The organism is Pseudoalteromonas nigrifaciens (genome assembly GCF_002221505.1).
GTDB lineage: Bacteria > Pseudomonadota > Gammaproteobacteria > Enterobacterales > Alteromonadaceae > Pseudoalteromonas > Pseudoalteromonas nigrifaciens.
Genome location: NZ_CP011036.1, coordinates 1,403,830 through 1,426,383, shown reverse-complemented (window position 1 = coordinate 1,426,383; position 22,554 = coordinate 1,403,830). Strand labels below are relative to the sequence as shown.

At 40.0% G+C, this 22,554-nt stretch carries 17 protein-coding genes; 10 read left to right on the top strand and 7 right to left on the bottom strand.

Features of this window, described 5'->3' with window-relative positions:
• Positions 1-5: 5 nt before the first annotated feature.
• From carB to dapB, 3 genes are all read right to left on the bottom strand, one after another.
• Positions 6-3,224, bottom strand: coding sequence for a carbamoyl-phosphate synthase large subunit (gene carB / locus PNIG_RS06970; RefSeq protein ID WP_089368109.1), 3,219 nt, complete (start codon positions 3,222-3,224; stop codon positions 6-8).
• Positions 3,225-3,240: 16 nt separating this feature from the next.
• On the bottom strand, positions 3,241-4,377 hold the full coding sequence (gene carA, locus PNIG_RS06965) for a glutamine-hydrolyzing carbamoyl-phosphate synthase small subunit (protein ID WP_089368108.1): 1,137 nt from the start codon (positions 4,375-4,377) through the stop codon (positions 3,241-3,243).
• Positions 4,378-4,737: 360 nt separating this feature from the next.
• The gene (dapB, locus tag PNIG_RS06960; RefSeq protein ID WP_011327910.1) at positions 4,738-5,541 is read right to left on the bottom strand and encodes a 4-hydroxy-tetrahydrodipicolinate reductase; all 804 of its coding nucleotides are present in this window, start codon (positions 5,539-5,541) and stop codon (positions 4,738-4,740) included.
• Between the two features lie 308 nt (positions 5,542-5,849).
• Between dapB and PNIG_RS06955 the strand changes: the two genes are divergently transcribed.
• Together PNIG_RS06955 and PNIG_RS06950 are read left to right on the top strand one after the other, a co-directional pair.
• Entirely contained in the window at positions 5,850-7,163 is a 1,314-nt protein-coding gene (locus PNIG_RS06955; protein WP_089368107.1) for a Na+/H+ antiporter NhaC family protein, read from the top strand.
• Positions 7,164-7,279: 116 nt separating this feature from the next.
• Positions 7,280-8,068 carry a nucleoside-binding protein gene (locus PNIG_RS06950; protein ID WP_086993405.1) on the top strand — a complete coding sequence of 263 codons (789 nt, stop codon included), beginning with the start codon at positions 7,280-7,282 and terminating at the stop codon, positions 8,066-8,068.
• Between the two features lie 124 nt (positions 8,069-8,192).
• Here PNIG_RS06950 and PNIG_RS06945 read toward each other — a convergent pair whose 3' ends face one another.
• Positions 8,193-8,990, bottom strand: a complete 798-nt coding sequence (locus tag PNIG_RS06945) for a M48 family metallopeptidase (protein ID WP_011327907.1) — start codon at positions 8,988-8,990, stop codon at positions 8,193-8,195.
• Positions 8,991-9,391: 401 nt separating this feature from the next.
• Between PNIG_RS06945 and PNIG_RS06940 the strand changes: the two genes are divergently transcribed.
• On the top strand, positions 9,392-10,594 hold the full coding sequence (locus PNIG_RS06940; RefSeq protein WP_089368106.1) for a Bcr/CflA family efflux MFS transporter: 1,203 nt from the start codon (positions 9,392-9,394) through the stop codon (positions 10,592-10,594).
• 27 nt (positions 10,595-10,621) lie between these two features.
• Here PNIG_RS06940 and grpE read toward each other — a convergent pair whose 3' ends face one another.
• Positions 10,622-11,233, bottom strand: a complete 612-nt coding sequence (gene grpE / locus PNIG_RS06935) for a nucleotide exchange factor GrpE (protein ID WP_011327905.1) — start codon at positions 11,231-11,233, stop codon at positions 10,622-10,624.
• A gap of 57 nt (positions 11,234-11,290) precedes the next feature.
• On the bottom strand, positions 11,291-12,256 hold the full coding sequence (locus tag PNIG_RS06930; protein WP_041454395.1) for an HrcA family transcriptional regulator: 966 nt from the start codon (positions 12,254-12,256) through the stop codon (positions 11,291-11,293).
• A 167-nt stretch (positions 12,257-12,423) separates the two neighbouring features.
• On the opposite strand from PNIG_RS06930, the gene nadK reads away from it, so the two are divergent.
• From nadK to recN, 3 genes are all read left to right on the top strand, one after another.
• Positions 12,424-13,308, top strand: a complete 885-nt coding sequence (gene nadK / locus PNIG_RS06925) for an NAD(+) kinase (protein ID WP_086993357.1) — start codon at positions 12,424-12,426, stop codon at positions 13,306-13,308.
• Between the two features lie 77 nt (positions 13,309-13,385).
• A complete protein-coding gene (locus PNIG_RS06920) occupies positions 13,386-13,943 on the top strand; it encodes a hypothetical protein (RefSeq protein ID WP_089368105.1) in 558 nt (185 codons plus the stop codon).
• Positions 13,944-14,018: 75 nt separating this feature from the next.
• The gene (gene recN / locus PNIG_RS06915; protein WP_089368104.1) at positions 14,019-15,692 is read left to right on the top strand and encodes a DNA repair protein RecN; all 1,674 of its coding nucleotides are present in this window, start codon (positions 14,019-14,021) and stop codon (positions 15,690-15,692) included.
• A 688-nt stretch (positions 15,693-16,380) separates the two neighbouring features.
• On the opposite strand, the gene PNIG_RS06905 is transcribed toward recN, so the two are convergent.
• Complete coding sequence (locus PNIG_RS06905) at positions 16,381-16,719, bottom strand: Grx4 family monothiol glutaredoxin (protein WP_004335359.1); 339 nt, start codon at positions 16,717-16,719, stop codon at positions 16,381-16,383.
• 267 nt (positions 16,720-16,986) lie between these two features.
• Between PNIG_RS06905 and PNIG_RS06900 the strand changes: the two genes are divergently transcribed.
• From PNIG_RS06900 to PNIG_RS06885, 4 genes are all read left to right on the top strand, one after another.
• Complete coding sequence (locus PNIG_RS06900; protein WP_011327899.1) at positions 16,987-17,568, top strand: superoxide dismutase; 582 nt, start codon at positions 16,987-16,989, stop codon at positions 17,566-17,568.
• 210 nt (positions 17,569-17,778) lie between these two features.
• Positions 17,779-19,701, top strand: a complete 1,923-nt coding sequence (locus PNIG_RS06895) for a PrkA family serine protein kinase (protein ID WP_011327898.1) — start codon at positions 17,779-17,781, stop codon at positions 19,699-19,701.
• 30 nt (positions 19,702-19,731) lie between these two features.
• Complete coding sequence (locus PNIG_RS06890) at positions 19,732-21,015, top strand: YeaH/YhbH family protein (RefSeq protein ID WP_089368102.1); 1,284 nt, start codon at positions 19,732-19,734, stop codon at positions 21,013-21,015.
• Between the two features lie 19 nt (positions 21,016-21,034).
• A complete protein-coding gene (locus PNIG_RS06885) occupies positions 21,035-22,549 on the top strand; it encodes a SpoVR family protein (protein WP_041454394.1) in 1,515 nt (504 codons plus the stop codon).
• Positions 22,550-22,554 lie beyond the last annotated feature (5 nt).

The following is a 22,554-nucleotide window of genomic DNA, read 5'->3' as shown; positions in this document are numbered from 1 at the left end:
TTTCCTTAGTTCAATCGCAGGTGTAGTTCTTGAACTGACGTCACCTTCCCACGGTCATCTGCTTGGTTTGCTGTACAGTTTGCAAACGCCGCATTTAAGGTCGTAGTATAGTTGGTTTTGTGCTGTAAAGCACCACGACGTAACACCTTCGAATCTTCAATCGCTTGGCGACCTTCTGTGGTATTAACAATATAGCTATACTCGCCACTTTTGATTCTATCAAGAATGTGCGGGCGCCCTTCAAATACTTTATTTACACGGCGAACCGCAATGTCAGCATTTTCAAGTGCAGCAGCTGTACCACCTGTTGCATCTATTTCAAAACCAAGGTCTGTCATGATTCTAGCTAGTTCAACAATACGTGGCTTATCGCTATCACGCACGGATAATAGCGCGCGACCACCGCGTGGTAAAGTATTGCTTGCACCTAATTGTGCTTTTGCGAACGCTTCGGCGAAAGTATCACCAACACCCATCACTTCACCGGTTGAACGCATCTCAGGGCCACGGATTGGATCCACACCTTGAAACTTAGCAAATGGTAAAACAACTTCTTTTACGCTGTAATATGGAGGAATAACTTCTTTAGTTATACCTTGGCTTGCCAAAGACTGACCCGCCATACAACGTGCAGCTACTTTTGCAAGTGCAACACCGGTTGCTTTTGATACAAACGGTACGGTACGTGCAGCACGTGGGTTAACTTCAATTAAATACACTAAGCCATCTTTTACAGCAAACTGAGTATTCATTAAACCAACAACACCAAGTTCAAGTGCCATATCAGTAACTTGCTTGCGCATTACATCTTGTACTTCTTGCGATAGCGTGTGAGCCGGTAATGAACATGCTGAGTCACCTGAGTGAACACCCGCTTGCTCTATGTGCTCCATAATACCGCCAATAATTACTTGCTCGCCGTCGCAAATTGCGTCAACGTCAACTTCAATCGCGTTATCTAAAAAGCGGTCTAGTAATACTGGTGCTTCGTTTGAGGCTTGTACTGCTTCGGTCATGTAGCGACGTAAGTCTTGCTCGTCGTATACAATTTCCATGGCGCGACCACCTAGTACATACGATGGACGTACTACTAATGGAAAGCCAATTTCAACTGATTTTAAAATTGCTTCTTCAGTTGATGTTACCGTAGCGTTTTCTGGTTGCAGTAGATTTAAACGCTCGACTAATTGTTGAAAACGTTCGCGGTCTTCTGCACGGTCTATTGCATCTGGCGATGTACCAATAACTGGCACGCCATTCGCTTCAAGTTCACGCGCTAATTTAAGCGGTGTTTGACCACCGTACTGCACAATTACACCCACTGGCTTTTCAACACGTACAATTTCTAGTACGTCTTCAAGGGTAATTGGTTCAAAGTATAAACGATCTGAGGTGTCGTAATCGGTAGATACCGTTTCAGGGTTACAGTTAACCATAATGGTTTCATAACCGTCTTCACGCAGTGCAAGCGAAGCGTGTACACAACAATAATCAAACTCAATGCCTTGACCAATGCGGTTAGGACCGCCACCAATCACCATGATTTTGTCACGGGTTGTTGGGTTGGCTTCACACTCTTCATCGTAAGTTGAGTACATGTAAGCTGTGTCTGAACTAAACTCTGCAGCACAGGTATCAACACGCTTGTATACTGGTAGAATGTTTAGTAAATGACGCTTTTTACGAATTTCAGCTTCTGATACGCCTGCAATTTCTGCAATACGTGGGTCAGCAAAACCTTTACGCTTTAACTTGCGTAGGAAGTCGGCATTTAAGCCTGCCATGCCTACGTCGCTAATTTTTGCTTCGTCTTTTAGAATGTCTTCTATTTGTACTAAGAACCAGCGGTTAACTTTTGTCAGCTCGTAAACATCCTCAACGCTCATACCATGGCGCATTGCATCGGCAATATACCAAATACGCTCTGCACCTGGCTCGCGTAGTTCACGAATGATAATTTCTTTTGCTTTAGGGTCGTCAAGCGCCACAATTGGGTTAAAACCAGTTGCACCCACTTCAAGGCCACGTAATGCTTTTTGTAATGACTCTTGTTGGTTACGACCAATCGCCATTACTTCGCCTACTGATTTCATTTGCGTGGTTAAACGGTCGTTCGCACCGGCAAATTTTTCAAAGTTAAAGCGAGGTATTTTTGTAACTACATAGTCAATTGCCGGCTCAAACGACGCGGGTGTTTTACCGCCAGTAATATCATTTTGTAGCTCGTCAAGTGTGTAGCCTACGGCTAATTTTGCAGCAATTTTAGCAATTGGGAAACCCGTTGCTTTTGACGCTAATGCTGATGAGCGTGATACGCGTGGGTTCATCTCAATGATAACCATACGGCCATCTTCAGGATTAATACCGAACTGTACGTTAGAACCGCCTGTTTCAACACCAATTTCACGTAATACCGCCATAGAGGCGTTACGCATAATTTGGTATTCTTTGTCGGTTAATGTTTGCGCTGGTGCAACTGTGATCGAATCACCCGTGTGCACACCCATAGGGTCAAAGTTTTCAATGGTACAAACAATAATACAGTTGTCGTTTTTATCACGTACAACTTCTGTTTCGTATTCTTTCCAACCAATCAGTGATTCATCAATTAGCAATTCGTTCGTTGGCGATAAGTCTAAGCCACGCTCACAAATTTCTTCAAACTCTTCTAAGTTATACGCTACACCACCACCGGTGCCGCCCATAGTAAAAGAAGGCCTGATAATACACGGTAAGCCAATGCGAGTAATGATGTCTCTAGCTTCATCCATTGAATGAGCAATTTCAGCACGTGGGCATTCTAAACCAATGTTTTTCATTGCTGTATCGAAACGTTCGCGGTTTTCTGCTTTGTCGATTGCATCTGCTGTTGCGCCAATTAACTCAACGCCGTGCTTAGCCAATACGCCGTGCTTGTCTAATTCAAGCGCACAGTTTAATGCTGTTTGCCCACCCATAGTCGGTAGGATTGCATCTGGCTTTTCTTTTTCGATAATTTTTTCTACAACTTCCCAGTGAATTGGTTCGATGTACGTCGCATCTGCCATATCAGGGTCAGTCATAATTGTTGCTGGGTTTGAGTTAACTAATATAACTCGATAGCCTTCTTCTCTCAGTGCTTTACACGCTTGTGCACCAGAGTAGTCAAATTCACAAGCCTGACCAATAACAATTGGGCCTGCGCCTAAGATAAGAATGCTTTTTATGTCGGTACGTTTTGGCATTATTACTCCGGTTAAATTAGTGTTTACGCGCTTGCATCAAATCGATGAAGTGATCAAATAATGGGGCGGCATCGTGCGGGCCTGGGCTTGCTTCAGGGTGACCTTGGAAGCTAAACGCTGGCTTATCTGTACGATGAATACCTTGCAAAGTACCGTCAAATAACGATGTGTGCGTAGCACGCAGGTTATCAGGTAGCGTAGTTTCATCGGCAGCAAAACCATGGTTTTGTGCGGTGATCATCACTACATCACGTTCTAAATCTTTAACTGGGTGGTTGGCACCATGATGGCCAAACTTCATTTTGACTGTTTTAGCACCTGAGGCAAGCGCTAATAATTGATGGCCTAAACAAATACCAAAAATAGGGATTTCGGTTTCTAAATGGGTTTTAATTGCATCAATGGCATAAGTACACGGTGCTGGATCGCCCGGGCCATTAGATAAAAAGATACCATCAGGGTTTAATGCTAGTACGTCAGCGGCAGAGGTTTGCGCTGGTACTACAGTCAATTTACAACCACGATCTACAAGCATACGTAAAATATTACGCTTAACACCGAAGTCGTAGGCAACAACATGAAACTTTTCATCAGCCGCGTTTAAGGTTTTAAAACCTTCGCCTAATGTCCAGCTTGATTCGCGCCACTCAAACATTTCCTTGGTTGAGACTACTTTTGCTAAATCCATACCTTTTAAGCCTGGGAAGGCTTGCGCGGCTTGAAGCGCTTTGTTTTCGTCTAATTCGTCACCGGCTATAATACACCCGTTTTGAGCGCCTTTATCACGCAAAATACGCGTTAGCTTTCTGGTGTCGATGTCCGCAATACCTAAAATATTACGTTGTTTTAAGTAATCATCTAACGATTGCTCGCTACGAAAATTACTTGCTAGCAGTGGCAAATCACGGATCACTAGGCCTTTGGCCCATATTTGATTCGCTTCTTCGTCTTCGCTATTAGTACCCGTATTACCTATATGTGGGTACGTCAAAGTTACGATTTGTTCCGCGTATGATGGGTCAGTCAAAATTTCTTGATAACCAGTCATAGACGTATTGAATACTACTTCACCTACTGACATGCCGTCAGCGCCGATTGCAGTACCGCGAAACACTGTGCCGTCTTCTAGGACTAACAGAGCGGATTTAGTCAAATTAACCTCCTAACAGTAAAAAACGAGGCTAAGCAAAATGCTTAACGCCCCGCCAATACCCAGGCGATTGTTAAAGCGAGTTTTTGTGGATAAAGTTATTTTATAAACAGTGTTAAATGACGCCGATAACGAGCTTTAAACCTTAATCATTTTTTCTTGCCTTAAAACGACTTTATTCCCACTGAACCCTGCTTTTTTCAAGCCACTTGGGTATAATTGGAAACACGCGATTATTAATTTTTGGCAAATTGGCTGCATTTTACATTAAGTTTTCTTTTAGATCTAACGCTATTTAGTAAATTATAATAAATAACTGCTTGTACCTTTATTCAGACCCAAACAGCTGAAAGAACAAGTTAACTACTTCAAATCTAGCACATCTTGCATATCATAAAGTCCTGCGGGTTTATTTATTAACCAGCCTGCAGCTCTTATAGCACCTAATGCAAAGGTCATTCTTGAGCTTGCTTTATGGGTTAATTCGAGTCTTTCGCCCATTGTTGCGAAGTATGCGGTGTGTTCACCTACTATGTCGCCGCCTCTGAGCACCGAGTAACCAATTTCATTTTGCGACTTAGCCTGCTCAACTTTGCTGCGGTCGTATACGGCAACTTTGTCGTGATCCCAGCCTTTTGCATCTGCAATGGCTTCGCCAATGGCCAGCGCAGTACCCGACGGCGCATCTATTTTATGGCGATGATGCGCTTCAAAAATTTCAATATCCATATCATCGCCAAACTTTGTAGCGGCTGTTTGCACTAAATTAAGTAATACATTTACCCCCACACTATAATTGCGCGCAAATACGATAGGAATATGGTTTGCAGCCTCGTGTAGCAATGTCATATCGGCTTCGTTTAGCCCGGTGGTACCAATTACCATAGGGACACCTTGCTTAACCGCTGTTTGTAAATGTGTGCGCATGCCGGCTGGCAAAGTAAAATCAATTAATACATCAACATTCGTAATATTAGCTTCATCGCTAAAGGTTACTGTTTTATCTGCAGCACTGTTGAGTTGATTAACATTAATGCCTAATAACGGTGAACTACTGCGTACATAAGCGGCTGCAAGTTCACTATGCTCTTTTGTACTTGCTGCTTCTAATAAGGCTGAGCCCATTCTGCCGTTGGCACCAAAAACACCGATTTTATTTTTTGTCATTACCTTACCTAATATTTTAATTTGCAGCACCTTGTGGCTCGCGCGAAGATACTATTGGTCAATTAACACTATTTACTAGGCTAGATATTACCTAAATAGCATGTAATAGTCAGGTCACACTTTTAATTTAAGTAATAATACCAGTTTACTTTAGCCGTCTATACATTTAAACTTCTTTTCAGCGTCGATTTGGTCTTTGGCTTGCGGGCGCAGTGGTCTCCTAGTTTAAGTACAGTGGAGGATTCGCTAAACACAGCTAAAAGAGGAGTTTTTGGCTGTGATCTTTTTTCAATAATACGAGGAATATGATGCAGCCATCATTTAACAAAAATAAAGCAATACTTTCTTTGCTTCCCCTACTTACCTTTGTAGCGATATTTTTAGGCTCAGGCTTATATTTACAATCACAAGGGGTTGATTACGCTTTTTATCAATTACCTGCACCTGTTGCTATTTTACCCGCCATTATTCTGGCTTTCATTTTAAATAAAACCTCAATAAACCAAAGCGTCGAAACCTTTATTAAAGGCGTAGGTAATAACAACATAATTACCATGTGTTTAATTTACTTATTAGCGGGTGCGTTTTCTGCTGTTGCCGGTGCCACAGGTGGCGTTGATGCGGTTGTTAACGCTGGTTTGTCAATTATTCCACCTTCTTTATTGCTCCCTGGATTATTTTTAATTGCCGCCGTAATTTCCACCGCCATGGGTACTTCAATGGGAACTATTGGTGCCATTGGCCCTATAGCGTATGCAATGTCGGTTAAAACCGGCATAGATCCAGCACTCATGGCCGGTACTATAGTATCGGGCGCGATGTTTGGTGATAACTTATCGATTATTTCAGATACCACTATTGCGGCCACCCGTACTCAGGGCTGTGAAATGAAAGATAAGTTTAAAGAAAACCTTAAAATAGCTATTCCGGCCGCCATTGTCACAATTGCGTTGTTGTTATATTTAACACCCGCTGCACAAGTTGTTGAAACCAAAGATTACGACATTTTATTAGTGTTGCCTTATGCCTTTATTTTAGTGCTTGCGGTAATGGGCTTTAACGTATTTGTAGTTTTGCTTAGCGGTATTGTTTTTGCTGCACTTATGGGCTTTACTGGTAGCTATGAAGGCGCCAGCTTTGTAAAAGATATTTATAAAGGCTTTACCGACATGCAAGAAATATTTTTGCTGTCGATGTTTATAGGTGGTCTTTCTGAGTTTATTCGCCTTAATGGTGGCCTGGATTACATAGCGCAAAAAATCCAAGCAATTACTAAAGTGATTGCTAAGTGGCATCGAAAAGTGGCTGACCAACTCGGTATAGCGGCGTTAGTAATGGCCAGCAATATGTGTATTGCTAATAATACCGTGTCTATTATTGTTACCGGCCCAATTGCTAAAAAACTTGCTGATGATGGTAATATTACTGGTAAACGCTCGGCTAGTTTGCTCGATATATTTGCCTGCGTAACGCAAGGGACACTGCCTTATGGCGCGCAAGCATTGCTACTTGGAGCTACATTTAAAATTAGCCCATGGGAAGTATCAACTTCTTCTTATTACTGTTTTATATTAGCTTTTAGTGCTATTGCGGTTATTTGTCTGCGCAGAAATAAAGCATAAATTAACGTTACTGTGTTGTAGCTTAGTGATTAAGCTACAACACAGTAATATAATAATTAACAAACCACTCCCCTTTGCTTATAATAGCGCTCCCGCGTGTTACACTAATTAGTATTATGAAACTAAAAAAATTACTTCCCGCTTTATGTTTAAGCACTTGCGCTTTATCTACCTCTGCTATTGCTGCTAACTGGAGCAGTACTGCTCTACACATTAATTATGGCGAGCAAACAAATCCATTCACAGAGCAAGAGTCAGATACCGCTGTGTATTCAATTCAGCACGCATCTGGTTATGATTACGGCGATAATTTTTTCTTTATTGATTACAGTAAAGACGACCTTGAAGACGGTTTTCAAGACCGTGATTTTTATGGCGAATGGTATTCAACCGTTAGCCTATCAGCTATTACCGGCCAACAGATTGGTTCAGGCGCGTTAATTGATGTTGGTTTAACCGCCGGTATTAACGTAGCAGGAGACGCCAAGGTAATGAAATATTTACCGGGTGTTAAATTAAGCTGGGATGTACCTGGTTTTAACTTTTTTCAGACATTGGTAACTGCCTACATTGATGACAGTGAAGGCGTAGCAAAAGGTGGTGCACCTATAGAAACTAATAGCTGGATGTTTGATGTTGCGTTTGATTACCCTTTTATGATCGGCACGCAAAAGTTTAATGTAAAGGGCCATGTTGAGTACATTGCTGAGCGTGAAAATGAATTTGGTCAAGATGTGCGTGCGTGGTTTTTAGCGCAGCCTATTATTACCTGGGATTTAGGCCATGCCCTTGAAATGAAAGAAAACACTCTGTTGCTAGGGATGGAGTGGCAATATTGGCATAACAAATTTGGCACTAATGTTACAGAATCGGTACCACAACTTCATGTTGAGTGGACTTTTTAAGCTTTAACTAGGGTCTTATATGGACTCCCTAATAGCTCTTTACTCAATAAATAAAGATTAGCACTGAATATAAAAACCCTGTAAGTAAATTACTTACAGGGTTTTTATTTGTAGTTAAACTAAATTACAGCTTACATTGTGGGTTTTTACCCTGTGCTCTTGCTGTTTTTTGCTCACCTAAAGCTTGGCTCATTTGTGCTTGCAAGTCTTTAATTCGGCTTGCTGGTGCTGGGTGAGTTGATAAAAACTCAGGTGTTGCGCCACCACCCGCTTTACTCATATTTTGCCATAAAGTAACTGACTCTTTTGGATCAAAACCAGCTTGCGCCATTAAATCCAAGCCGATTTCGTCAGCTTCTGATTCGTGCGAACGACTAAACGGTAATACAACACCGTATTGTGCACCCAAGCCCAAACCCTGCATAATTTCGTTACGATACCCAACATTACCCATTTCAAGAGCTGCACCGCCAATTTGCATGCCGGTTTGTAGCATTGAGCTTTGCGATACACGCTCGTTCGAATGCTCTGCAATTACATGCCCCACTTCATGGCCAAGCACTGTAGCCACTTGGTCTTGGTTAGTAGCCACTTTTAGCAGCCCCGTATGCACACCAATGTAACCGCCTGGCAATGCAAACGCATTCGCTGAGTCGTCTTCAAATACCACTACTTCCCATTTTTGCGAAGCGTACTGCTTAGGTAAAACAGCCACTACTTGCTCGGCAATACAATTTACATACGCGTTAGTTTGTGGGTTTTTATTGATTGGCTGATTTTTTTTCATCTCAGCAAAACTGGCTGTGCCCATTTCACTCATTTGTTGATCAGAATAAAGCGCAATTTGGGTGCGCCCTGTTGGTGATGTTTTACAGCCAGCCAGCACTGCAGTAGCTAATATAGCTATCACGAGTTTTTTCATTATATTCCCTCAAATCATATTTTTTGTTAGCGCTAGAATAGCAAATACCACCGCAGTTTAAAATAATTGCTTTTTAGCAAGTAACAATAAAATTTTGTTGTTTATTTAACCTGAACTCTGGTTAAGAGATTTACTAACGTATTGAATCATAGTTATATTTAATTTTATTTTCTCTAGCCAGAGATTTTCAGTGAAAATAAGGCAAATTTACGCGTCAATAGCTGGCCTATTGCAAGTAAATTCAACGCAGTTAGCGCTGAAAATAGCTGCTCGAGATAGGTTTATTATCCGGATCTCAGGTTATTTACCCATTACAATTAACTTAGCAGGCAAACTAAGTTTATCCAATCAGCATGCCCTGTTACACTATACATCCTGTTTAGTAATGATTGAGTTTATACATGCCTGCATCGGCTTCGTCTTTTAACACCCGTATTTTATTGCCTTTACTAGCTAGTATTGTGGCAATTACGCCTTTAGCTATTGATATGTATTTACCGGCAATGTTAGTTATTGCGGACGACTTACAAACCAGTATGCCTAACGTACAAATATCGTTAAGTATTTATTTAGCGGGCTATGCATTAGGGATGTTATTTTTTGGCCCTATTGCCGATCAAATTGGTCGCCGTAAATTGGCTAAAATTGGCTTAACTTTATTTGGTATAACGTCATTAGCACTTGCCTTTACTACCGATATATATGCATTTTGGGTCTTGCGTACCGTACAGGCATTTACCGGTGCAGCGGCAACCGTGGTAGTTCCTGGGATAATTAGGCATATTTACCAAAAAAACACCGCCAAAGGTATGTCTTATGTATCGATGATTATGATGGTAGCGCCATTACTTGCACCTTCAATTGGTTCGCTTATTTTAGGGTTTTCTGTTTGGTCTACCATCTTTTTAATTTTAGCGGCCTACAGCTTTATTATTTTAGCTTTTGTGCATGTGTATTTAATCGACATTCCTATTTTTAAAAATGACCTTAAAGGGCTGCCATTATTTTTTAATAGTTATAAAATAATACTGAGTAACAAAGATGCACGTGCCGACATTTTAAGCTCTATGTTTGTATCGTTTGGATTTTTTTGTTTTTTAACCTCAGTACCGTTTGTATATTTAGACTTATTTAAAGTATCAGAGCAGTTATTTGGCATTTTGTTTGCATTTAACGTTATAGCACTCATGTTTGGGAATTTTTTAAATACTCGTATTGTGCCGCGAATTGGCTCTCGTAAAATGCTCTACTACGGATTAATATTTGGCTTACTTTCGGGCGCTGCGTTACTTACTTTTAGTATTATGCAGCTGTCGCTTTACTTTATTGTTGGTGCTATTGCACCACTTATGATGAGCTTAGGCATAATAGCCAGTAATGCTGACTCACTTATTTTAATGAAGTTTGAAGCAAATACAGGCACAGCAACCGCAGTTATTGGTACGTTACGCTTTGGTAGCGGTGCTTTGGTCGGCCCCCTATTAGCTATACTACATGCTAAAAGTGCCGTGCCTTTTTCAAGCTTGATGTTTGGTGCTGTAATACTAACTGTTTTAGTGCAATTGGTTCACTATTTAAATAGCAAAAAAAATGCCTCAAATTGAGGCATTTTTTAAATCATTAATAACAACTTAAGCGTCAGCTGCTTTAGATACCATAACCATAGCTGGGCGCAATAAACGTCCGTTTAAGGTGTAGCCTTTTTGCATTACCGCTAATACTGTATTTGGCGATACATCGTTGCTTGGCTGAATTGACATAGCTTGATGAAACTCTGGATTAAACTGCTCACCCTGTGGGTTAACAATTTCAACGCCAAATTTTGCAACAGCATCGTTAAAGCTTTTTACCGTCATGCTAATACCTTCTAGCACAGGTTTTAGCGTTTCGTTTTCTTTATCAGAAAACTCAATTGCGCGCTCTAAGTTATCAATAACCGGGAGTAATTCGTTAGCAAACTTCTCTAGTGCAAATTTATGTGCTTTTTCTACATCTTGTGCTGCACGACGACGCATGTTTTCAACATCAGCAGCGGCGCGAACTACACCGTCTTTTTGATCTGCTATTGTTTGCTTTGCTACTTCAAGCTCTGCATATAACATTGCAATTTCGGCTTCAGGGCTTTGCTCTTGCTCTGCGTGTTCTTCTGCTGCTTGTACAGCGGCTTCAACATCAGCTTCCATTTTTGCTAGGTCTTCGTTTAGTTCTACTTCTTGTTCTGGGTTTTGTCTCTGCTCAGACATAAATATGTGCTCCAATTCTTTACAACTGCGGTAATTATGGGGATTGAATTAAAAGATTCAAGAGTTAGATGTCTCAATTAATTTAAATTCTTGGATTATTTTTTCGATTGGCGCTGATTTTGGACAAATTACACAAAAACGACTCTGATATTCTTGATTTTGAAAGTACGGCAAGCTAATCACAATCAATTCGTTACACTCTGAAAAAGGTAGGTTTTCAGTATTAAGTACCGACACCCCATTTTTAAATACTAGCTTGTCTTCGACAAAATTTAAAAAAGACACCCCAATGTTTAGGCTTTGCTCGCAATCTATTTGTTTATACAAATAGTTTTCACCAACCACAATACTATTATCAGAGCCAAGCTTTTGGCTTAGTTCACGCGTCCATTGGTTTAGTGAATCATGACAGTTACGCGGTGCAGTATTAGCCATTGCCTGCATACGGTACAAGCCTTCTATTAAGGTTTGTTGGCTAAATACCGTATTTAACCACGTGGCAAACTGATAACGCACAGTATCACTTGCATCATCGGGCTTATTAATACAAATGTTATGACTTTGCCCTGCTCTGTCTATTAATAAGATTAACCAATCCGTGGAATCAAAATCGAGCACTTCCACTCTAAATACTTGTTGCGAGCGTACCTGTGGCAAACCAACACAACAACACACCTGATAACGCTGACTTAAACCATGCGCTAATTCAACTAATTGTGTTTGCGCAGGTTGCCAGTAATTAGCTATGTCGGCGAGTGCAAAAAATTCCTCAAACCAATAATCAAATCCGTAGTCTGTTGGCACGCGCCCCGCTGATGTGTGGGGTGAGTAGAGCAAGCCCACTTTCTCTAAACGTGCCATGGCATTACGTACTGTAGCTGAGCAAACTGCCATACCTTTTAGCTTGGCAATTTTTGTTGATGGCACAGGTAAACCTTCACCATTACAATACGTGCTCATTACAGCCGCAAAAATTTGTTGATCTCGTGGGTTTAGTTTCATGGTTACTGCATCTTGTCTCATGTGCTTTATATCGGGGCAGAGCTTCTTAATTTCAAGTGATTAGCTACACGGCACGTAAATTAATGAGCTGCAAGATTAATTCATTGCAGTATTGCTAACGATCTGTATTTTCAAACACTTCTGTTTTAGGTTACTCTACAAATATTAAAACTTGCTGTGTATTTATTATGGATTCTCCTTTTCGCACTATCGGCCTTATTGGTAAACCAAATCATCCAGATGCGGCGGCAACCTTGCAGCGCCTGCATACATTTTTACTTGCGCTTGGTTTTACAGTTATTGTAGAAAAACGCACAGGAAGCCAACTTATTGATATACCAAAAAATAAGTTAGTTAAACTGGTCGACTTAGGTGAACAAGCTGATTTAGCCATTGTAGTAGGTGGCGATGGCAATATGCTTGGCGCAGCGCGTGTATTAGCACGCTTTAATATAGCCGTTATAGGTGTAAACCGAGGCAATCTTGGGTTTTTAACCGATTTAAACCCCGAAGGTTTCGAAGCCAGTTTAGAGCAGGTACTCAGCGGTGAGTATGTTGAAGAAAAGCGCTTCTTACTCGAAGTAGAAGTGTATCGTCATAACGAACTTAAAAGTGCAAACTCGGCTGTAAACGAAGCCGTTTTACATGCCGACAAAGTAGCGCATATGATTGAGTTTGAAGCCTTTATAAATAACGACTTTGTGTTTTCTCAGCGCTCTGATGGACTTATTGTATCTACCCCTACCGGCTCAACTGCTTATTCACTATCGGGGGGCGGCCCTATTCTTACTCCTGAGCTTAACGCAATAGCACTAGTGCCTATGTTTCCACATACTTTATCGAGCCGACCTCTGGTAGTTGATGCCGATAACGAAGTACGCTTAAAACTAAGCCTTGAGAACACCGATAGTTTGCAAGTTAGCTGCGACAGCCATGTGGTACTCGCCGTTTTACCTGGTGATGAGGTGGTCATTAAAAAAGCCGATAAAAAGCTGCGCCTTATTCATCCTAAAAATTACTCTTATTACAACGTATTACGCCAAAAGCTCAATTGGGGCAGTCGTTTATACTAATTTTATTGCTAAGTATCGTGCTTTAGAGCAAAATATATTTTTTATAAAATAGCTAACCAAATCAGGATTGTGCGGCAATGACTTATATTGTTTTTTTTGCTTTATTATTATTAATTACATTATTAGCTAGTTATTTAATTGTTGAAAATAACCGTAAAAAAGCAATCGAAGCGAAAAAAAAGCTTTTTAATGCTCGAGTATCACAAGTTAATACTCGCTTAAAGCTAAAGCTCAATGAGTTACTTGACGCTAAGCTTATCCGACCCAAATACCTGCCACGTATACAAGCCATTGTAAGCAATTTTTTTGTGGTGCAAGCTCACACGGATGAAAACCTAAACCAGTTAGAAAGTACTGCCGATTTACTTATTAATATACTGTCGAACGAGTTAATTAAAACTTATCAAAGCAATGTTTCTCAAAATTTAGTCGATAATATCCAGTACTTTGTAGCGGAACTTCCCTTGCAAGGTATTTTATATAACAAGACTTTTTATCAAACTATTTTACCCGCCCTTATTGTTAATATTAAAACAGAAGACATAGAACAACTCGCTGATAATATTAATAATGCTGACGAAACAAGCGAAACTAATAGCCATTCTAAAATTATTCAAGATGAAGAAATTGCGTAAGTCATAAAAATTTAATTTGCAAAAAACCAAAACACTGTATAAATTAACAGTCAATTGACTGGATGGATAAACAGTATGTTAATTGGTTTAGAAATTAAAAATTTCGCAATTGTAAGTAATTTAAGTACAGAGTGGCAAAACGGCATGACCGCAATTACCGGTGAAACGGGTGCGGGTAAGTCGATTGCTATTGATGCCCTTTCGCTATGTTTAGGCGAGCGCGCCGAAGCCTCAGCTGTGCGCCCAAACACAGATAAAGCGGAAGTATGCGCGCAATTTGATTTAAGTAATTTACCCCTCGCTCATGCTTTTTTAGAACAAAATATGTTGAGTAACACCGATAACGAATGTTTATTGCGCCGCGTGGTGTGTAAAAATGGCCGCAGCAAAAGCTACATTAATGGCAGCGCTGTAACAGCAGCGCAACTAAAAGAGCTTGGCCAGTATTTAATTTCGATTCATGGCCAACATGCCCACCAACACTTGTTAAAAGCCGAGCATCAACTGCAGCTACTAGATGCCTATGCCGGACATCATAATTTGGTCAGTGGCGTTAGCCAAAGCTATAAGCAATTTGCTAATTTACAAAAAGAATTTAAACACTTACAACAACAACAGCAGCAGCAAGCTGCGCAAAAACAACTATTAGAATACCAAGTAGCAGAACTTAACGAGTTTGCCCTACAAGAAGGTGAGTTTGAACAAATAGAAGCTGAGCATTACAAGTTAAGTAATAGCCAAACGATTTTAGAAACGTGTCAGCGTGAGTTACAGCATTTATACGAAAGTGATGAGCAAAATGCTTGTTCGTTATTGCAACACAGCGCGCAACAGTTTTCTGAGCTGGCACAATATGACGAAACATTAGCAAGTGTAGCTACATTGCTTGCAGAGGCCGCAGTACAAGTAGAAGAAGCTAGCCGAGAAGTGCGCAGTTACACTGAGCAGGCCGATTTAGATCCTGCTCGCTTGGTGGAGGTAGAAAACAGATTAAGCGGCGCTATGGATTTAGCGCGTAAACACCATATTAAACCACAGGCATTGGTTGAGTTTCATCAAGCTATTAGTCAAGAACTCGAGTCTATTAGCAATAACAGCTCTCGCTTAGAGCAGTTAGAATCTGAAATTGAAAACACACTTAGCCATTATCAACATGCTAGTGAACAGCTAAGCCAAAGCCGCCGTGAGTATGCTAATACACTAAACCGCTTAATTAGTAACAGCATGGCAAACCTGTCAATGGAAAACGGTATATTTGAAATTGCCCTAACTCAAGAAACAGAACGCGCACCAAATAGCTTAGGCTACGACAATGTATCGTTTTTAGTATCAACTAACCCAGGACAACCATTACAACCATTAGCAAAGGTTGCATCGGGTGGTGAGCTGTCGCGTATAAGTTTAGCTATTCAGGTAATTATTGCGCAAAAAGTCACAACACCTACCCTTATTTTTGATGAAGTTGATGTGGGGATCTCCGGCCCAACGGCCTCTGCTGTTGGTAAGTTATTGCGTCAATTAGGTAAGTCTACCCAAGTGATTTGTGTTACCCATTTACCGCAAGTAGCCAGCAGTGCGCATCAACAGTTTTTTGTTGCTAAAGAAATAGCAAATGGAGAAACTTTTACCCATATGCAGCCTTTAAACAAAGATGGCAGAGTTAACGAAATAGCACGCCTATTAGGGGGTGATAATATAAGTAAAACAGCAAAAGCAAATGCTAAAGAGCTAATAATGGCACACGCTTAATATTACTTTTATACGTTTATTTTAATATGTGGTTAGTAGGGTTAAGAGTTAAGGATTAAAATGCAAAATACAGTTGCCTACTTTTGTTTAACTTCGGGCTGGTTAGTGTTAATCGTTAGCCTTGTTTTTCTAATTTTGAGTACCTTTAAACATACTCACTTTAAGCAGATTTTATTGCGCTATTTAAATACAGCATTGGTATGGCAGTTATTGGTCACGCTGGTTTTTATAATGAATAATACAACAGCCACTTTAAACAATTTTATTATTAGTTGTGGGGTAATAATTACATTGCAATTGCTATGTAATTTAGCCTGTTATTTAGGTTTAAAACGCGCAAAAGCAAAAGGCAGACCCTCTTTAGATCATTTTTCTATGGACTAAGTGTTCCTGCATTTTATTCAAGCAATAAATAAAGAACTTACAGTGTAGTAAAGCGTTTTAATGTGCTGCTTTGATGTTGGCTTTTAGTAGGTATTTTATTGCTGAGCTACTCAACTTTTTAAGTCTAAAAGCTAATGTTGCAGCATTTACGCACGTCTAATTTGGTTTGGCTGGTAAGTTTTTAATGATTAATTTATCGATAAGAAACGATTAATAAAAAACAATAAAACCACTATAAAAGTGGTTTTATTGTTTTAGCAAAATTTTGTATCAATACACCTTAAAAAGCGTGCTTATCGAGATATTATTCTGCGTCAGCTTCTTTATATTTAGCTGCTGTTTCAGTAATTAATGGTTGTAATTCACCACGCTGAAACATTTCGATGATAATATCACAACCACCAACTAATTCGCCATCTACCCATAACTGTGGGAATGTAGGCCAATTTGCATAAGCAGGAAGCTCAGCACGAATGTCTGGATTAAGTAAAATATCAACATATGCAAATGGTTCACCACATGACATTAACGCTTGCGATGCTTGTGAAGAAAAACCACAGTTAGGCAACTTAGGTGATCCTTTCATGAAAAGGATTATTGGGTTTTCTGAAATTTGCTGTTTAATTTTATCAATGGTTTCCATCTACAACCTCAAAATGACGATAATTTAATATACCTAAGGCCTTGAAAATAACTCAGTGAGACCATAGATCTATAACTTAAAATGGGCAAATAAAGCCGCAATTGAAATAGTCTTTAGCAATAGCATTGCTGTTTGCTAAAACTTGAGTAGAATACTCAACAATTATAGTAACACTATATTCCCGTTTGGTATAGATAACTGGCCTGTTCCAACAGGCATTACGTATTACTAAATCGACTATTAACTAAAAGAAGATGGAGATAAAAAATGGCATTTGAACTACCGTCACTACCATATGCAATTGATGCACTTGAGCCGCATATTTCAAAAGAAACTCTTGAGTTTCATCATGGTAAACATCACAACACTTATGTTGTTAAACTTAATGGTTTGATCCCAGGCACTAAGTTTGAAAACAAATCTCTTGAAGAAATCGTATGTTCATCAGACGGTGGCGTGTTTAACAACGCTGCACAAATCTGGAACCATACGTTCTACTGGAACAGTTTATCGCCAAATGGCGGTGGTGCACCGACTGGCGCGGTTGCTGATGCAATCAATGCTAAATGGGGCTCTTTTGATGCATTTAAAGAAGCATTAAACGACAAAGCAGTTAATAACTTTGGTTCTAGCTGGACTTGGTTAGTTAAACTAGCTGATGGTTCACTAGACATAGTTAACACTTCTAACGCTGCTACACCATTAACTGATGATGGCGTTACTCCAATCCTAACTGTGGATTTATGGGAACACGCTTACTACATCGATTACCGTAACGTTCGTCCAGATTACCTTAAAGGTTTTTGGTCGCTAGTTAACTGGGAATTCGCGAACGCTAACTTCGCTTAATTAGCCCTTAAAAGCTAAATTTAAAAAGACGCTGCGGCGTCTTTTTTTATGCTTGGTAAATTACCATCTCCTTGTACAAGTACCTCTTATATTAAAAAGTCAAGATCATAATTTTTAATATAAATTTTTAATTTTATTGCACAAAAATTCAAAATCGTGACTAGACTTTAAGAAGTTAAGCTATTTTTAAAGTGGGTTTTGGAGGTCTTTATGACGATTTTTGATCATTACCAAGCACGATACGAAGCTGGACAAGAAGAAGAGTACAGTATTGCTGAGTTTTTAGATATTTGTAAAACCGACAAATCTGCCTACGCAAGTGCCCCTGAGCGCCTACTAATGGCAATTGGCGAGCCACAAATGATAGACACAGCAACAGACGCACGCTTAAGTCGATTATTTTCTAATCGTGTAGTAGCACGCTATCCTGCCTTTGCTGATTTTTATGGTATGGAAGATGCCATCGAACAAATTGTTTCTTATTTAAAACACGCCTCTCAAGGCCTAGAAGAATGTAAACAAATTCTTTATTTATTGGGTCCGGTTGGTGGTGGTAAATCATCTATTGCCGAAAAACTGAAATACTTGATGCAACAAGTACCCATTTATTCTATTAAAGGCTCCCCTGTAAACGACCACCCGCTGTCATTATTCGATCCGATTGAAGATGCTAAATTACTTGAACAAGAATACGGCATTAAACCACGCTATTTGAAAACTATTATGTCGCCTTGGGCCGGAAAACGCTTAAAAGAATTTAATGGCGACATTAGTCAATTTAAAGTGGTTAAGCGCTACCCTTCTATTTTAAATCAAATAGGGATTGCCAAAACTGAGCCTGGGGATGAAAACAACCAAGATATTTCGGCATTAGTAGGTAAAGTAGATATTCGCCAACTAGAACATTTTGCACAAAATGATCCCGATGCTTACGCCTACTCTGGATCTTTATGTTTAGCAAACCAGGGCTTAATGGAGTTTGTTGAGATGTTTAAAGCGCCTATTAAGGTACTGCATCCTCTGCTAACAGCCACCCAAGAGGGTAACTACAACGGTACTGAAGGTATTAGTGCTCTGCCCTTTAACGGCATGATACTAGCCCACTCTAACGAATCTGAGTGGCAAACTTTTAAAAACAATAAAAACAATGAGGCATTCCTAGACCGGGTATATATTGTTAAGGTTCCTTATTGCTTACGTGTTACCGAAGAAATTAAAATTTACGATAAGCTACTTCAACACAGTGAGTTGTACAACGCGCCATGCGCCCCGGGAACACTTAAAATTTTAGCGCAGTTTTCAACGCTATCACGATTAAAAGAGCCTGAAAACTCGAGCCTTTTTTCAAAAATGCGAGTGTATGACGGCGAAACCCTAAAAGACACCGACCCTAAAGCTAAATCGTATCAAGAGTATCGAGATTATGCTGGGGTTGATGAAGGTATGACAGGACTTTCTACCCGTTTTGCTTTTAAAATTTTATCGCGAGTATTTAATTTTGACACCCTAGAGGTTGCTGCGAATCCAGTACATTTATTTTATGTGTTAGAACAACAAATTGAGCGTGAGCAGTTTGCATCTGATACCGAAGAGCGTTATTTGAGCTTTTTAAAAGGCTATTTAATTCCGCAATATGTGGAGTTTATTGGTAAGGAGCTGCAAACCGCATACTTAGAGTCGTACTCTGAATACGGACAAAATATTTTTGACCGTTATGTTATTTACGCCGACTTTTGGATTCAAGATCAAGAATACCGCGACCCCGATACTGGCCAACTATTTGACCGTGATGCCCTTAATGCAGAACTTGAAAAAATAGAAAAGCCAGCGGGTATTTCTAATCCAAAAGATTTTCGTAACGAAATAGTAAACTTTGTGCTTAGGGCTCGAGCGCACCATAATGGTAAAAACCCACTGTGGACCAGCTACGAAAAATTGCGCACCGTGATCGAGAAAAAAATGTTCTCTAATACCGAAGATTTGCTACCCGTTATTTCGTTTAATACCAAAACCTCTGCCGAGGATCAGCAAAAACACGAAGACTTTGTTAATCGTATGGTCGAAAAAGGCTACACACAAAAACAAGTGCGGTTGTTATCTGAATGGTATTTACGGGTTAGAAAATCGCAATAACCTTCATATTGGTAGTTTAGGAGGTAATTAATGGCGCATTTTATAGATAGGCGATTAAACGCAAAGAATAAAAGCACGCTTAATCGCCAGCGCTTTATTAGGCGCTATAAAAAACAAATTAAAGAGGCGGTTTCTGATGCGATTAATAAACGCAGTGTCACCGACGCAAGTTCGGGAGAGAGTATTTCTATTCCGCAACGCGATATTAGCGAACCTACATTTCATCAAGGAAAAGGCGGCAATAGAGAACAAATACATCCAGGGAACGATCAGTTCTCTACTGGCGATAAAGTAGAGCGCCCTAAAGGTGGGCAAGGTGGTGGCGCAGGAGGCGGTGAAGCGAGCGACTCGGGAGAAGGCCAAGACGAATTTGTATTTTCGATTTCAAAGGATGAATATTTAGATTTATTGTTTGAGGATTTAGAGCTGCCAAACTTGCAAGAAAATCAGCTCGACAAACTAGTACAAATGAAAACTCATCGCGCTGGTTTTTGCAGCGATGGTATGCCAAGTAATATTGATATTGTACGCTCACTCAAAGGCTCGTTAGCACGGCGCGTGGCCATGAGCGCAGGTAAAAAGCGTTTATTAGCAGAGCTTGAAGCTCAGTTAGTTATTTTACTTGCACAAGCACATCCTGATAAAGCTGCTATTGTGCTGTTAAACAGTGAAATTGAACTAATTAAAAAGCAAATTAAGGCAGTGCCTTTTATTGATAATTACGACTTACGTTTTCGTAATTACGAAAAGCGCCCTCACCCTACCAGCAAAGCCGTGATGTTTTGTATTATGGATGTGTCTGGCTCTATGGATCAGGCCACAAAAGACATGGCTAAGCGCTTTTATATTTTGCTATATCAGTTTTTAACACGCAGCTATAAAGACATTGAAGTAGTATATATTCGCCATCACACGCAAGCTAAAGAAGTTGACGAACAAGAGTTTTTTTACTCCCAAGAGACCGGCGGCACGATTGTTTCGAGTGCCCTTAAACTCATGGACGAAATAATTAAAGAGCGCTACAACTCTGAACAATGGAATGTGTATGCCGCGCAAGCGTCTGATGGTGATAACTGGGCAGACGACACACCGCAATGTGGACAAATTTTGCGTAATAAATTATTAAACGCAGTGCGCTATTTTGCCTATATAGAAATAACCACACGGGCGCATCAAAGTTTATGGCGCGAGTATCAAGACATAACCCAAAGCCATGCTAATTTTGCCATACAACATATTCAAAGCGTTGAGGATATTTACCCTATTTTTAGAGAGCTATTTAAAAAAGGTCGTCAGCAGCAAGGGGCTGCATAGCCTAAGCGAGGTAGTAAATATGAAGGATAAACATATAAGTGATGGCCCAGATTGGACTTTTGAGTTATTGGCCCAGTACCGTGATGAAATAGCCCGTGTTGCACAGCACTATCGCTTAGACACGTACCCTAATCAAATTGAAGTGATCACCGCTGAGCAGATGATGGATGCCTATTCTAGCGTTGGTATGCCTATAGGCTATAGCCATTGGTCATACGGTAAAAAGTTTATTCAAACTGAGCAAAATTATAAACGCGGTCAAATGGGATTAGCCTACGAAATCGTCATTAACTCCGATCCATGTATTGCCTATTTAATGGAAGAAAACACCCTGCCCATGCAAGCACTGGTTATGGCGCATGCTTGTTATGGGCATAATTCTTTTTTTAAAGGGAATTACTTATTTAAAACCTGGACCGACGCCGGCTCAATTATCGATTACCTACTGTTTGCTAAAAAGTACATTAGCCGCTGCGAAGAAAAATACGGTATTACTGAGGTAGAAACCCTGCTCGACTCTTGTCATGCGCTAATGAATTACGGCGTAGACAGATACAAGCGCCCGCAACGTATTTCATTATTTGAAGAACAAAAGCGCCAGCAAGAACGAAAAGACTATCTACAATCACAAGTAAACGAGTTGTGGCGCACTATTCCAGCTCAACAACAAGAAGCTAAAAAGCATGAGCGTCATTTTCCACAAGAGCCACAAGAAAATATTTTATACTTTATTGAAAAAAATGCGCCATTGCTAGAGTCATGGCAGCGTGAAATCATTCGGATTGTACGTAAAATATCGCAATATTTTTATCCGCAAAAACAAACCCAGGTGATGAATGAAGGTTGGGCTACATTTTGGCATTATACTATTTTGAATCACTTATATGACGAAGGAAAATTGACTGATTCATTTATGATGGAGTTTTTACAAAGCCACACTAATGTGATTTATCAACCACCTTATAATAGCCAATATTACTCGGGTATAAACCCTTATGCTCTGGGCTTTAATATGATGGTAGACATTCGCCGTATTTGTGAGCAGCCAACAGAGGAAGATAAACGCTGGTTCCCGCAGTATGCTGGCAGTAATTGGCTCGACACGCTGCACTTTGCTATGCAAAACTTTAAAGATGAAAGTTTTATAAGCCAGTTTTTATCACCTAAACTGATCCGTGACTTTAAATTATTTACTATTGTTGATCATACAAATAACCCTCATTTAGAAATAGGTGCTATTCATGATGATAATGGCTATAAAGCAGTGAGAGAGGCGTTATCGGCGCAATATAATTTAAGTAATCACGAGCCTAATATTCAAATCTATAATGTTGATATTAGAGGCGACAGATCTCTTACATTACGTTATGTGCCGCACAATAATATTCCGCTCGCTAACTCACACGATGAAGTACTTAAACATCTTTACCGTTTATGGGGATTTAAAGTAAAGCTAGAACAAGAGTCGAGTAGCGGTGAGGTTTCTATTCTTAGTCAATGTCCAATAGATGATTATCGCCATACCACGGAGTAAATAAT

Excerpts from the sequence above, each read along its gene's own strand:
- PNIG_RS06950 (WP_086993405.1), top strand. The coding sequence starts at position 7,280 with ATGAAACTAAAAAAATTACTTCCCGCTTTATGTTTAAGCACTTGCGCT.
- carB (WP_089368109.1), bottom strand. The coding sequence starts at position 3,224 with ATGCCAAAACGTACCGACATAAAAAGCATTCTTATCTTAGGCGCAGGC.
- PNIG_RS06940 (WP_089368106.1), top strand. The coding sequence starts at position 9,392 with ATGCCTGCATCGGCTTCGTCTTTTAACACCCGTATTTTATTGCCTTTA.
- PNIG_RS06890 (WP_089368102.1), top strand. The coding sequence starts at position 19,732 with ATGGCGCATTTTATAGATAGGCGATTAAACGCAAAGAATAAAAGCACG.
- PNIG_RS06895 (WP_011327898.1), top strand. The coding sequence starts at position 17,779 with ATGACGATTTTTGATCATTACCAAGCACGATACGAAGCTGGACAAGAA.
- PNIG_RS06920 (WP_089368105.1), top strand. The coding sequence starts at position 13,386 with ATGACTTATATTGTTTTTTTTGCTTTATTATTATTAATTACATTATTA.
- recN (WP_089368104.1), top strand. The coding sequence starts at position 14,019 with ATGTTAATTGGTTTAGAAATTAAAAATTTCGCAATTGTAAGTAATTTA.
- dapB (WP_011327910.1), bottom strand. The coding sequence starts at position 5,541 with ATGACAAAAAATAAAATCGGTGTTTTTGGTGCCAACGGCAGAATGGGC.
- PNIG_RS06945 (WP_011327907.1), bottom strand. The coding sequence starts at position 8,990 with ATGAAAAAACTCGTGATAGCTATATTAGCTACTGCAGTGCTGGCTGGC.
- nadK (WP_086993357.1), top strand. The coding sequence starts at position 12,424 with ATGGATTCTCCTTTTCGCACTATCGGCCTTATTGGTAAACCAAATCAT.
- PNIG_RS06955 (WP_089368107.1), top strand. The coding sequence starts at position 5,850 with ATGCAGCCATCATTTAACAAAAATAAAGCAATACTTTCTTTGCTTCCC.
- PNIG_RS06905 (WP_004335359.1), bottom strand. The coding sequence starts at position 16,719 with ATGGAAACCATTGATAAAATTAAACAGCAAATTTCAGAAAACCCAATA.
- PNIG_RS06885 (WP_041454394.1), top strand. The coding sequence starts at position 21,035 with ATGAAGGATAAACATATAAGTGATGGCCCAGATTGGACTTTTGAGTTA.
- PNIG_RS06930 (WP_041454395.1), bottom strand. The coding sequence starts at position 12,256 with ATGAGACAAGATGCAGTAACCATGAAACTAAACCCACGAGATCAACAA.
- PNIG_RS06900 (WP_011327899.1), top strand. The coding sequence starts at position 16,987 with ATGGCATTTGAACTACCGTCACTACCATATGCAATTGATGCACTTGAG.
- grpE (WP_011327905.1), bottom strand. The coding sequence starts at position 11,233 with ATGTCTGAGCAGAGACAAAACCCAGAACAAGAAGTAGAACTAAACGAA.